Here is a 12,732-nt window from a genome sequence, read left to right as displayed (position 1 = left end):
GCCGGGTCGGCCGGCCCGTATCGTCGTGCCATGCTCGACGGACAGCTCTCGCTCGATTCCCTTCTGACCGCGCTGCCGGACGCGGCGCTGGTCCTCGATGCCTCCGCCGACGCCGCCATCGGCTGGAACGATGCCGCCGACGCGCTGCTCGACCTGTCGGGCACCGGCGGTCGCGCGGTGTCGGGCCATTTCGGCGCAGCGCTGCCGCACTTCATCGTGTTCCTTGAGGAAGTGGATCATCGCGGCGCCGCCTGGACCCGCGACATAGAGCTGCCGGGCGCCCCGCGCTGCGAGATCCGCGGCCGTCCCCTGCCGGACGCGCCGGGCCTGTTCCTGATCGTCCTTCACGACCTGCGCGAGATCGACCGCCACGCCCAAATTTCCGAGGCGGCCGACCTGCACCGCGCCGGCGTCGGCGAATGGAAACGCGCGCAGCACTTCTTTGCCGAGCTCGAGCGGCAGAACCAGCTGATCCTCAACGCCGCCGGCGAAGGCATCTACGGCGTCAACGCGGACGGCAAGACCACCTTCGTCAACCGCGCCGCGCAGGAGATGCTGGGCTGGACCTCCGAGGATCTGCTCGGCCGCGACATGCACGCGCTGATCCATCACCACCACCTCAACGGCGATGTCTACCACGCGCAGGATTGCCCGATCTACCGCGCCTTCCGCTTCGAACAGGTGCACCGGATCGAGGACGAGGTGTTCTGGCGCAAGGACGGCCGGCCGATCCGCGTCGAATACGTCTCCACCCCGATCTACGATCACAAGGTGCTCGCCGGCGCCGTCATCATCTTCCGCGACATCACCGAGCGAAAGGAGAACGAACGGCGCCTGCACGACGCGATGCAGGAGGTCGCCGACCTGCGCGACCGGCTGGAGCAGGAGAACGCCTACCTGCAGGAGGCGATCAGCTCCGAGCGGGCGCATCACGACATCCTGGGCCAGTCGCCGCAGATCCGGCAGCTTCTGCAAAAGATCGACCTTGTCGCGCGCACCGACGCGACCGTGATGATCACCGGCGAGCCGGGAACCGGCAAGGCGCTGGTGGCGACCGCGATCCACAAGGACTCGCACCGCTCCCGCCGGCCGCTGATCCATTTCAAATGCGGCTCCGTCGCGCCCGACGCCGTGGATGCGGAGCTTTTCGGCCAGATGCGCGGCGCCTATCCTGGCGCCCTGCGCGACCGGCCCGGCAAGCTCGAGCTGGCGCATGGCGGCACGCTCTTCATCGAGGACATCGAGGAGCTGCCGCTCGACTCGCAGGGGCGCCTCCTGCACGCGCTGCAAAACGGCGCGGTCACCCGGCTCGGCGACACCCGCGCACGCGAGGTCGACCTGAGGGTGATCGCCTCGTCGTCGGCGCCGCTGGACGACGCGGTGCGCCGCGGGCGGCTGCGCGCCGATCTGCACTTCTTCCTCGATGTCTTCCCCATCGCCTGCGCGCCCCTGCGCGCGCGGCCCGAAGACATCCCGGCGCTGAGCGACCACCTGCTGCGGCTCGCCTGCAAGCGCATCAACCGCGACCCGCCCATCATCACCGAAGGCACGATGCAGCAGCTGTCGGCCTATCACTGGCCCGGCAACGTGCGAGAACTCCGCAACGTGATCGAGCGTGGTGCGATCCTGTCGACCCGCGGCAAGCTGGTGGTCGAACTTGGCCACGGCGCGGGCGGGTCGGCCCCCGGCCCGGTCGAGGTGCGCACCGAGGCCGAGATGCAGCAGGCCCTGCGCGACAACGTGGTCGCCGCGCTGCGCGAGGCCGGCGGCAAGGTCTCCGGCCCCGGCGGCGCGGCGGCGCGGCTCGGCCTGCGCCCGACGACGCTTTATTCGCGGCTGCGGGCGCTGGGCATCGACCGGGAAGAGTGGCACGCGCCAGGCTAGCCGGATGTGCGCGAAACGAATGGCCGGGCGTGGCTTTGCATTGGCGCGCGTGCCGCTTTGGCTCCACCCTCCTCGCGACCGGCGCCGCCGCGCGCCCGGATGAGGAGGAGCCCCATGAGCGACCGGACCGCGCTCGTCGTCAGCGCGCATTCCGCCGATTTCGTCTGGCGCTGCGGCGGCGCCATCGCGCTGCACCAGGCCGCCGGAACGGCCGTCACCGTCGTCTGCCTGAGCTACGGCGAACGCGGCGAAAGCGCCAAGCTCTGGAAACAGGACGGCATGACGCTGGACAAGGTGAAGGCCGCCCGCCGCGCGGAAGCGGAGGCCGCCGCCGCCGCACTCGGCGTCTCCGACATCCGGTTCTTCGACCTCGGCGACTACCCCCTCCAGATGGACCGCGCCGCCAGGGAGCGGCTCGTCGAAGCGATGCGCGAGGTCCAGCCCGACTTCATCCTGACGCATTCGAAATACGATCCGTACAACACGGATCACATGCATACCTGCGAGGTCACGCTGGAATGCCGGATGATCGCGCAGGCCTGGGGCCACAATCCCGGTGAGACGGTTCTCGGCGCGCCGCAGGTCTACCTGTTCGAGCCACACCAGACCGAGCAGATGGGCTGGAAGCCCGATGTCTTCCTCGACATCTCTTCGGTCTGGGACGCAAAGCGCGCCGCCATCGAATGCATGTCCGGGCAGGAACACCTCTGGGCCTATTACACCAACCTCGCCGAGAACCGCGGCAACCATTTCCGCCGCAATTCCGGCGGCCAGTCCGGCGGGCGGCCCGCCACCCATGCCGAGGGGTTCCAGTCCGTCTTTCCCCGCACCGTGGAGTCGCTTTGATGGGCGGCGTCGTGGTGCAGAGTATCGCGCGCGCGGACGCGGAAGTGGTTCGCCGCCTCGGGCAATGCGGCGTCGCGGCGGTGCACGAGGCGCAGGGGCGTACGGGTCTGCTCGCGCCCTACATGACGCCGATCTATGCCGGTGCGGCCGTGGGCGCCTCGGCGGTCACTGTCAGCGCGCCGCCGGGCGACAACTGGATGCTGCACGTCGCCATCGAACAGGTGCAGGAGGGCGACATCCTCGTCCTCGCGCCGACCTCTCCCTGCGACGACGGCTATTTCGGCGACCTGCTTGCGACGTCGGCCAAGGCCCGCGGCTGCCGCGGCATGGTGATCGACGCCGGCACGCGCGACGTCGCCGACCTTGCCCGCATGGGCTTTCCGGTCTGGTCCAAGGTCGTGCACGCGCAAGGCACGGTGAAGGAAACCATCGGCTCGGTGAACGTGCCCATCGTCTGCGCCGGCGCCTATGTGCGCCCGGGCGACGTGATCGTCGCGGACGACGACGGCGTCTGCGTGGTCCACCGCGCCCGTGCCACGGAGGTGCTGGCGGCCGCCGAGGACCGCATGGCCAAGGAAGAGGACAAGCGCGCGCGCCTCGCCGCCGGCGAGCTCGGCCTGGATCTTTACGACATGCGCGGCCGGCTGGCCGCGAAGGGGCTCAGATATGTCTGAGGGCGTGCGCGTCATGTGGATGCGCGGCGGCACCTCGAAGGGCGGGTACTTCGTCGAACGCGACCTGCCGCCGGATCGCGACGCCTTTCTGCTGCGGGTCATGGGCTCTCCGGATCCGCGGCAGATCGACGGGATGGGCGGGGGCGATCCGCTGACCTCCAAGGTCGCGGTGGTGCGCCGCTCCGCGCGCCCCGGCATCGACGTCGATTACCTCTTCCTGCAGGTCCACGTCGAGGAGGCCATCGTCTCGGACGCGCAAAATTGCGGCAACATCCTCGCCGGGGTCGGCGCCTTCGCGATCGAGCGGGGGCTCGTGCCCGCGCAGGACGGCACGACGCCGGTGCGCATCTTCATGCAGAACACCGGCCAGGTGGCAGAGGCGGCCATTCAGACCCCGGGCGGGCGCGTGCGCTACGACGGACCCGCACGGATCGACGGTGTGCCGGGCACCGCCGCGCCGGTGCCGCTCACCTTCGAGGACACCGCCGGATCGACCTGCGGCGCGCTCCTGCCCACCGGCCGCGCGGTGGACGAGATCGACGGGGTCGCCTGCACGCTGATCGACAACGGCATGCCCTGCGTGGTGATCCGCGCCGACGCGCTCGGCCTTGCAGGCAACGAGGATCCGGCGGCGCTGGAGGCCGACCGCGCCCTCCGTGCGCGGCTGGAGGCGATCCGGCTGCAGGCCGGACCGCTGATGAGGCTCGGGGACGTCTCAGCAATGTCCGTTCCCAAGATGAAGATGGTCGCCCCGCCGCGCGCGGGCGGCGCGCTCTCGACGCGCACCTTCATCCCGCATCGCTGCCACAGGGCGATCGGGGTTCTCGGCGCGGTCAGCGTGGCGACCGCCGCACTCCTGCCCGCAGGGCCCGCCGCCGAGGTCGCCGCACTGCCGGAGGGCGACGACAAAGCCCTCTCCATCGAACACCCCACCGGCGAGATGACAATCCTCGCGACACGCGCCGGCGGCACGTTCACCCGCGCCGCCATCCTGCGCACCGCGCGCAAGCTGATGGACGGTCACATCTTTCCCTGACCGCGCCCGGTCTATGCCCCGCCCCTCGGGCTTCTTTGGGCCCAAAATACTCCCGCCGGAGGCGTCCCGCCGGCGCCGTCCGCACACTGGCCGACACGTGCTCCCCGATTGCCGCCCGCCCCCCCGGGCGGTATTCATTCGGCGCAACACGACCCGGCAAGGGATCCCGCATGTCCGGCACCGGCCCCAACCTCCGCCACCTCTCGGGGATTGCTGCAATCGCGGCCGAGGGCACGTTGTCGGCGGCCGCCGCGCATATCAACCTCTCGCAACCCGCGCTGACCCAGGGTCTCGCGCGGATCGAGGGCGCGCTCGGCACGCCGCTGTTCCGGCGCACCGCAGACGGCATGGTCCCGACCGAGGCCGGGCACCTCTACCTCGCGCGCCTGGAGCGTGGCTTCGGCTTCCTGCGCCGCGCCGCGCGCGGGTTCGCGCGCCCGCATGTCTGGCGCACGCTCGGCGCCGGGCAGCTGCGCGCGGTGATCGCGGCGGTGGACCATGGCGGCTTCCGCCCCGCGGCGGTGGCGCTCGGCCGGCAGGTGTCGACGATCAGCCGCACCTGCCGGGAGGTGGAGCGCATCGCCGGCATCCCCCTCTTCGAGCAGACCTCGCAGGGGCTGCGACCGACCCGCCAGGCCGAAAGCGTCGCCCGCCACGCGCGACTCGCGCTCCGGGAGTTCGAGCAGGCGGAGCATGACGTGACGGACCGCGAGGGCCGGTTCGGCGGCCGGCTCGACATCGGGTGCCTGCCGCTTGCGCAGACCGCGCTCCTGCCCGAGGCGCTGTGCCGCTTCGGCACGGAGTTTCCCGGCATCGCGCCGCGCGTGACCGACGGGCTCTACCGCGCCCTGGCGCAGGATCTGCTGCGCGGAGCGCTCGACCTGATCGTCGGCGCGTTGCGGACCGACGATCTGCCCGAGGGGTTGCGGCAGGAGGCGCTGTTCGACGATCCGCTCTGGGTGGTCGCGCGGCCCGGCCATCCGCTTGAAGGCCGCCGCGGCGTCGACACGGCGCAGCTGTCTCGCTTCGCCTGGGTGGCGCCGCGCGCCGGTGCGCCGGCCCGCACGCATTTCACCCGGCTGCAGGACAGACTGACGGCGCCTGCCGGTCTTCCGCGTCCCATCGAGACGGGCGCGCCGAGCGTGATGACGCAGCTCCTGGTGCGGTCGGATCGGCTGACGCTGATCTCCGCGGCGCAGGTGCGCAGCGATATCGCCGCCGGGCGGCTGGTGCGGATCGATGCGGACCTCCCGCCGGGCACGCGACCGATCGGCGTCACCAGCCGCGCCGACTGGGCGCCGAGCGTGCCGCAGCAGCGTTTCGTGGCGCTCCTGCGCGAGGTGGTGGCAGAAACGCGGGGCTGAGTCAGGGGAGCGCGGCGGCGCGATCCTCCGGGATGTCGAAAAGCCCCGTGCGCAGCGACCAGTCCGACAGCGCCGGCCGCGTCGACCAAACCGCGATCGGGATGGCCCCGAGGAAAGCGATCAGGATCGGCGCCGCGAAGACGACGAGTCCCGGCGCGAACCAGCCCAGCCAAGCCACGAGCGCCGCGCCAAGCAGTGTCTGCGGCCACAGCACGCGCGCCGCCTCGTGCCATTCCAGCCGCGCGCGCGTGCGCTGCTGCGCGTCCCAGCCGACCCGGCGGCCGAACAGGAGGCCGATGAGGAACCGCGTGATCGACACGGCGACGATGGGCGCGATCAGCATGGAGAAAGCGACCTCCACGAACGCCCCCGACACCACGCGCGCCCGGCCGCCATAGGCGGCGCTGCGGGCGTGGTCCGCCAGCACCTGCGCCACGCCCATGACCTTGGGAAAGAGGTTCAGCGCCATGATGAAGGCGAAGAAGCCGACGCCCCACCAGATCGACACCGCCGAGACCTGCCCCGGCACCGCAGCCAGCGCCGCGCCGGCGATCACGAAGGCCATCCACGCCGGTGCCGCGGCATACATCTGTATCGCCAGGAGGAGTTGCAGTCGCGACACCGGCTTGAGGCCCCGCATCCCCAGAAGCCGCAGGTATTGCATGTTGCCGTTGGCCCAGCGCAGCTCGCGCCGGATGAAGTCGGGCAGGCTCGGCGGGTTTTCCTCGCGGCTGTCACTTTCCTCGGCCATCACCCGCACCTCGTAGCCGGCGCGGCGCATCAGCACCGCCTCGACCTGGTCGTGGCTGAGGATGTGGCCCGACAGCGGCCCCTTGCCCGGCAGCACCGGCAGCATGCAGTGGCGGCGGAAGGGCTCGGCCCGGATCAGCACGTTGTGCCCCCAGTTCGGCCCGCAATCGCCCTGCCACCAGGCCGAGCCCAGCGTGTAGGACCGCATCCCGTGCCGCATCCCGAACTGGAAGGCGCGGGTGAAGAAGGTCTTCGACGGAAGGCCCGTCACCAGTGATTGCAGGACGCCGATCTCGGGCGCGGCCTGCATCACGCGGACCATGCGCAGCACCGTCGCCGCGCCCATCTCGCTGTCGGCGTCGAGCGGCAGGAAGAAGTCGAACCCGCGCTCGCGGTGCAGAAACTCCGCGATGTTGCCGGCCTTGTAGCCGGTGTTGTCGGTGCGCCGGTGATAGGCGATCTCCTCCCCCGGCCGCGCCGCCTGCCAGCGCGCGATCAGCGCCTCCTCGCGGCGCGCGACGTCCTCGCGGTCGGTGTCGCTGAGAACATGAAAGGCGAAGCGGTCCGCCCAGGACGTGCCCGCAAGCTCCGCCTCCAGCCGCTCCAGCCGGGCGATGGAGGCGTCGGGATCCTCGTTGCGCAGCGGCATGACGATGGCGGTGCGCGTGGTCACCGCCTCGTCGCCGCGCACCCGCCCGAGCGCCGGGGTCACCGCCTCGGCCGCCCCGGCCCCGTGCCGACGATCGAGCCAGAGGCCGATGACGCTGTTCCACAGCCCGATGGACAGCCAAGGCAGCGTGACGGCATAGGCGCCCAGCATCGCGATTTCGAGGCCCAGGAGCCCGCCCGCCGACAGCAGCGCCGCCATCGCCGCGAAAAGCACCGCGACCGTCACGAGGTTGAGCGCCAGGATCAGCGCCCGTCGCCCTCGCAGGCGCCGTGTCTCGTCGAAGACCGTGGGGGCATCGGTCCGGGCGATCGGCCGGCTGCCGGCCAGGCTGTGGCGGTCGAGTTCCTGCAAAAGGGGCCTCCCGTAAGACGTTCCCCTACGGGTGTGGGGCGCAACGCGCCGAAATCCAGTGAAATTTTCGTTGGCACGCGGATCGGCGCCGGCCGCGCGATCAGACCTCGACCGCCAGCCGCTCCTGCTGGCCGACGTCGAACACCCGCTTGTAGCGGGCGATTTCGCTGTCGGGGCCCATCGCCTTCTCGGGGTTGTCCGACAGCTTCACCGTCGGCCGCCCGTCGGCCGCGACGGCCTTGCACACAAGGCTGAACGGGGCGAGCCGATCGCCCGCGGTCAGCCCCTTGAAGTCGTTGGTCAGAAGCGTGCCCCAGCCGAACGACGTGCGCACCCGGCCGGCGAACTGCTTCTGCAGCGCCTCGATCTTCGGCACGTCGAGCCCGTCCGAGAAGATCACCAGCTTCTCGCGCGGATCCTCCCCGCGCTTGCGCCACCAGCGGATCGCCGCCTCCGCGCCCTTGGCCGGATCGCCCGAATCGATCCGGATGCCGGTCCAGCCCACCAGCCAGTCGGGCGCCCGTTCGAGAAAGCCTTCGGTCCCGTAGGTGTCGGGCAGGATGATGCGCAGGTTGCCGTCATGCTCCTCGTGCCAGTCGGCCAGCACGTCGTAGGGCGCGCGCGCCAGTTCGTCGTCGTCTTCGGCAAGCGCGGCATAGACCATGGGCATCTCGTGCGCGTTGGTGCCGATCGCCTCCAGATCGCGGTTCTTGGCGATCAGGCAGTTCGACGTGCCGGTAAAGGCCGGCCCCAGCCCCTCGATCATCGCCTGCACGCACCAGTCCTGCCACAGGAAGGAATGGCGCCGCCTTGTGCCGAAATCGGCGATCCTCAGCCCCTCGATCCCGCGCAGCCGCTGGATCTTCTCCCACAGCTTGGTCATCGCCTGGGCATAGAGCACCTGCAATTCGAACCGGCCCATGTCGTGCAGGACGGCACGGCCGCGCAGCTCCATCAGCACAGCGAGCGCCGGGATCTCCCACAGCATGACCTCGGGCCACTTGCCCTCGAAGGTCAGCTCGTACTGATCGCCGACGCGTTCGAGGTAGTAGGGCGGCAGGCGCAGGTTCTCGAACCATTCCATGAAGTCGGGCCGGAACATCTGCCGCTTGCCGTAGAACGTGTTGCCGCGCAGCCAGGTGGACTCGCCGCGGCTCAGCGACAGCGACCGGATGTGGTCGAGCTGTTCGCGCAGCTCGCCCTCGTCGATCAGCTTGGCCAGCGGCACGTCCGTCGAGCGGTTGATCAGGCTGAAGGTGACAGTCGTCTCCGGACGGTTGCGGAACACCGACTGGCACATCAGCAGCTTGTAGAAATCGGTGTCGATCAGCGAACGGACGATCGGGTCGATCTTCCACTTGTGATTCCAGACGCGTGTGGCGATGTCCAAATCGGCTCTCCTCCGGGGCGCGGCTCAGCTTAAATCAACCGAAGCGAGGGGTGGCAAGCGTCAGCCGGTCAGCCGCACGCCCGCCGCCGTCATCGCCTCGGTCGCCGCTGCGCGTGATCCGTTCGCGTCGATGGCGCGGCAGAGGTCTTCCCGTACGGTGGCCCTGAACCCCAGCTTCGCGGCGTCCATCGCCGACCAGGCGACGCAGAAATCGAAGGCGAGCCCGACGAACGTCAGCGCCTCGATCCCGCGCTCGCGCAGGTACCCCGCAAGACCCGTGGGCGTTTCGTGGTTGTTCTCGAAAAAGGCCGAGTAGCTGTCGATCCCGCGCCGGAACCCCTTGCGCACGACCAGCTCCGCCCGGTCCGTGCGAAGATCGGGGTGGAACGCGGCGCCCGCGCTGCCGATCACGCAGTGATCCGGCCAGAGCACCTGCGGCCCGTACGGTGCCTCGACCATCTCCAGCGGCGCCTTGCCGGGATGCTGCGATGCGAAGGACGAATGCCCCTCCGGGTGCCAGTCCTGGGTCAGCACCACGGCGCCGGCCTCTTCCATCAGCGCGTTGATCGGCGCGACGACCTCGCCGCCGCCCGGCACCGCCAGCGCGCCCCCCTCGCAGAAATCGTTCTGCACGTCGATCACGATCAGCGCCTGCATCGGCCCGCTCCTCTGCCATCTTCGCGCGCAGAGCCTACCGCCGCGCGCCGCCGCTGCAACCCGCCGGCTTGATCGCACGCCGCGCGCTGCGTATCTGGCGGGCATGTACCTGATCGCCGCCCTCTACCGCTTCACGCCGTTCGACGCCCCAGCGGACCTTGTCCCCGGGATCGAGGCGGCGGCCCGCACCGGCGGCGTGACCGGCACGCTCCTGCTTGCCCCCGAGGGGATCAACGGCACGGTCGCGGGCCCGGAGGCCGGGATCGAGAGCCTTCTCGCCCACTTGCGCACCCTGCCCGGCTGCGCCGATCTCGAACCGAAATTCTCCACCGCCGCCGAGCGCCCCTTCGCCCGCCTCAAGGTGCGCCTGAAGAAAGAGATCGTCACCCTCGGCCAGCCGGGCGTCGATCCCCGCGCCCGCACGGGCAACTATGTCGAGCCGGCCGAGTGGACCGAGTTCATCCGCTCCCCCGACGTCGCCGTGATCGACACCCGCAACGATTACGAGGTCGCCATAGGCACGTTCGAGGGCGCCGTCGATCCCGGTACCGCCAGTTTCCGCGACTTTCCCGCCTGGTGGGAGGCGAACCGCCACCGCTTCCACAACAAGAAGATCGCAATGTTCTGCACCGGCGGCATCCGTTGCGAGAAATCGACCAACTGGCTCCTCGGACAGGGGGTGGAGGAGGTCTATCACCTCAAGGGCGGCATCCTGAAATACCTCGAAGAGGTCCCCGAAGAGCAAAGCGCCTGGCAGGGCGACTGCTTCGTCTTCGACAATCGCGTGTCGGTCGGCCACGGCCTCAGCGAAGGCCCGCACATCCTCTGCCACGCCTGCCGCAGCCCGCTCCTGCCGGAAGACCGCGCTCACCCCGACTACGAAGAGGGCGTCGCCTGCCACCACTGCGCGCACGAGACGAGCGCGGAGGACAAGGCCCGCTTCCGCGAACGCCAGCGCCAGATCGCCCTTGCCCGGGCCCGCGGCGAAACGCACCTCACTGCCGACGCACGGGCGGAGTGACGCCGCCTGGCTGCGCGCAAACCGACAGCACCGATCCCGCACCGGGCGCATCCTTCACCCACGCGCCCCGCGCCCCTGCTTCTTTGGGCCCCTAAATACTCCGGGAGCGCGAGGGCAGCGCCCTCGCTCCCGCCGCCCTCAAAGGACGTAGCGGCTGAGATCCGTCGACCGGCTGAGATCGCCCAGGTGCCGCTCGACGAACGCGTCGTCCACTGTGATCGTCTCTCCGGCCTTGTCCGGCGCCTCGAAGGACAGTTCCTCGAAGACCCGCTCCATCACGGTATAGAGCCGCCGCGCGCCGATGTTCTCGACCGCGGCGTTGACCTCCGCCGCGATCCGCGCCAGCGCCGCGATGCCGCCCCCGGTGAACTCGACGGTCACCTGCTCGGTCTCCATCAGCGCGCTGTACTGCCGGGTCAGCGCGTTGTCGGTCTCGGTCAGGATCCGCACGAAATCCGCCTCGGTCAGATCGCGCAGGTTGACGCGGATCGGCAGGCGGCCCTGCAGCTCGGGCAGAAGGTCCGAGGGCTTGGCGACGTGAAACGCCCCCGAGGCGATGAAGAGGATGTGGTCGGTACGCACCGGCCCGTGCTTGGTGCTGACGGTCGTGCCCTCGATCAGCGGGAGAAGATCGCGCTGCACGCCCTCGCGGCTGACATCGCCGCCACGGGCGTCGGATTTCGCGCAGACCTTGTCGATCTCGTCGATGAACACGATGCCGTTCTGCTCCACCGACTCCAGGGCGGACGCCTTCACCGCCTCGTCGTCGAGAAGCTTGTCGGCCTCTTCCTGGATCAGCACCTCGTAGCTCTCGGCCACGGACATGCGCTTGCGCGTGGTGCGTCCGCCGAAGGCCTTGCCGAAGATGTCTCCGAGGTTCATCCCGCCCATGCCCTGACCGGGCTGGCCGGGGATCTCCATCATCGGGAAGGACTGGCCGGTCTCCTTCAGGTCGAGGTCGATCATCGTGTCGTCGAGCTGTCCGGTTTTGAGCTTCTTGCGGAACATCTCACGCGTGCCGTCGCGCGCGTCCTCCCCGGCGATGGCGGAGATCACGCGGTCCTCGGCCGCCTGGTGCGCAGCGTTCTTGACGTCCTCGCGCATCTTGTCGCGGGTCATGGTCATGGCCGCGTCCATCAGGTCGCGCACGATCTGTTCGACATCGCGGCCGACATAGCCGACTTCGGTGAACTTCGTGGCCTCGACCTTGGTGAAGGGCGCATGCGCGAGCTTGGCGAGGCGCCGGCTGATCTCGGTCTTGCCGACGCCGGTGGGGCCGATCATCAGGATGTTCTTGGGATACACCTCGTCGCGGATGTCGTCGGAGAGCTGCTTGCGCCGCCAGCGGTTGCGCAAGGCCACAGCGACGGCGCGCTTGGCGTCCTTCTGGCCGATGATGAAACGATCGAGCTCGGAGACGATCTCGCGCGGGGTCAGGTCGGTCATGTCAGGGTCCTTCACAGACGATCGGGCCGGGTGCGCATTTTCTTAAACCAAGAAAATGCCTGAGAATTTTATCTAAAATTCTCAGGCGTCCAGGGCCTCGACCGTGAGGTTTCCGTTGGTGTAGACGCAGATCTCGGCCGCGATCGCCATGGCGCGGCGGGCGATGGCCTCGGCGTCCATGTCGCTGTCGACCAGCGCGCGCGCCGCCGCCAGCGCGTAGTTGCCGCCCGAGCCGATGGCGGCGACGCCGTCCTCGGGCTCCAGCACGTCGCCGGCGCCGGTGACGACGTAAAGCTGCGCGCCGTCGGTGACGATCAGCATCGCCTCGAGCTTCTGCAGATATTTGTCCGTGCGCCAGTCCTTGGCCAGTTCCACGCAGGCGCGCTGAAGCTGCCCAGGGGTCGCCTCGAGTTTCGATTCCAGCCGCTCCAGCAGCGCGAAGGCATCGGCGGTGGATCCCGCGAAGCCCGCGACCACGTCCGACCCGCCGGGGCTGAGCCGCCGCACCTTGCGGGCCGAGCCCTTGATCACAGTCTGGCCGAGGCTCACCTGCCCGTCGCCCGCGACGACCACCCGGCCGCCCTTTCGCACGCCGATGATCGTGGTGCCGTGCCAGCCCGGAAACGTCTCGTCTGCCATCGCG

The 12,732-nt window shown here is 69.8% G+C and carries 11 protein-coding genes; 6 read left to right on the top strand and 5 right to left on the bottom strand.

The window, feature by feature from the left end:
• Positions 1–30 precede the first annotated feature (30 nt).
• From F3H57_RS05225 to F3H57_RS05205, 5 genes are all read left to right on the top strand, one after another.
• Positions 31–1,884, top strand: a complete 1,854-nt coding sequence (locus tag F3H57_RS05225; protein ID WP_149754800.1) for a sigma 54-interacting transcriptional regulator — start codon at positions 31–33, stop codon at positions 1,882–1,884.
• 114 nt (positions 1,885–1,998) lie between these two features.
• Positions 1,999–2,730: a PIG-L deacetylase family protein gene (locus F3H57_RS05220; protein WP_149754799.1), complete on the top strand. Its 732-nt coding sequence runs from the start codon at positions 1,999–2,001 to the stop codon at positions 2,728–2,730.
• Positions 2,730–3,404: a 4-carboxy-4-hydroxy-2-oxoadipate aldolase/oxaloacetate decarboxylase gene (locus F3H57_RS05215; RefSeq protein ID WP_149754798.1), complete on the top strand. Its 675-nt coding sequence runs from the start codon at positions 2,730–2,732 to the stop codon at positions 3,402–3,404. The genes F3H57_RS05220 and F3H57_RS05215 overlap by 1 nt, the downstream gene beginning before the upstream one ends.
• A complete protein-coding gene (locus F3H57_RS05210; RefSeq protein ID WP_149754797.1) occupies positions 3,397–4,440 on the top strand; it encodes a 4-oxalomesaconate tautomerase in 1,044 nt (347 codons plus the stop codon). Before F3H57_RS05215 ends, F3H57_RS05210 begins: the two co-directional genes overlap by 8 nt.
• Positions 4,441–4,610: 170 nt before the next feature.
• Positions 4,611–5,804: a LysR family transcriptional regulator gene (locus tag F3H57_RS05205; protein ID WP_149754796.1), complete on the top strand. Its 1,194-nt coding sequence runs from the start codon at positions 4,611–4,613 to the stop codon at positions 5,802–5,804.
• A gap of 1 nt (position 5,805) precedes the next feature.
• Here F3H57_RS05205 and mdoH read toward each other — a convergent pair whose 3' ends face one another.
• The 3 genes from mdoH to pncA form a co-directional block, all read right to left on the bottom strand.
• A complete protein-coding gene (gene mdoH, locus F3H57_RS05200) occupies positions 5,806–7,575 on the bottom strand; it encodes a glucans biosynthesis glucosyltransferase MdoH (RefSeq protein ID WP_223162966.1) in 1,770 nt (589 codons plus the stop codon).
• A gap of 100 nt (positions 7,576–7,675) precedes the next feature.
• A complete protein-coding gene (pncB, locus tag F3H57_RS05195) occupies positions 7,676–8,965 on the bottom strand; it encodes a nicotinate phosphoribosyltransferase (protein ID WP_149754795.1) in 1,290 nt (429 codons plus the stop codon).
• Between the two features lie 60 nt (positions 8,966–9,025).
• Positions 9,026–9,622 (bottom strand): bifunctional nicotinamidase/pyrazinamidase, encoded by a 597-nt coding sequence (pncA, locus tag F3H57_RS05190; protein ID WP_149754794.1) that lies wholly within the window; start codon positions 9,620–9,622, stop codon positions 9,026–9,028.
• 103 nt (positions 9,623–9,725) lie between these two features.
• Here pncA and trhO point away from each other — a divergent pair, with 103 nt between their 5' ends.
• On the top strand, positions 9,726–10,643 hold the full coding sequence (trhO, locus tag F3H57_RS05185) for an oxygen-dependent tRNA uridine(34) hydroxylase TrhO (protein ID WP_149754793.1): 918 nt from the start codon (positions 9,726–9,728) through the stop codon (positions 10,641–10,643).
• A 138-nt stretch (positions 10,644–10,781) separates the two neighbouring features.
• Here trhO and hslU read toward each other — a convergent pair whose 3' ends face one another.
• Together hslU and hslV are read right to left on the bottom strand one after the other, a co-directional pair.
• On the bottom strand, positions 10,782–12,089 hold the full coding sequence (gene hslU / locus F3H57_RS05180) for an ATP-dependent protease ATPase subunit HslU (protein WP_149754792.1): 1,308 nt from the start codon (positions 12,087–12,089) through the stop codon (positions 10,782–10,784).
• Between the two features lie 81 nt (positions 12,090–12,170).
• Positions 12,171–12,728: an ATP-dependent protease subunit HslV gene (gene hslV / locus F3H57_RS05175; RefSeq protein ID WP_149754791.1), complete on the bottom strand. Its 558-nt coding sequence runs from the start codon at positions 12,726–12,728 to the stop codon at positions 12,171–12,173.
• Positions 12,729–12,732 lie beyond the last annotated feature (4 nt).

It is taken from the genome of Roseivivax sediminis (assembly GCF_900112685.1).
In the GTDB taxonomy this organism is placed as follows: domain Bacteria; phylum Pseudomonadota; class Alphaproteobacteria; order Rhodobacterales; family Rhodobacteraceae; genus Roseivivax; species Roseivivax sediminis.
Note: the sequence above shows the minus strand (reverse complement) of the source record. Positions and strands in the feature narration are given on the sequence as shown.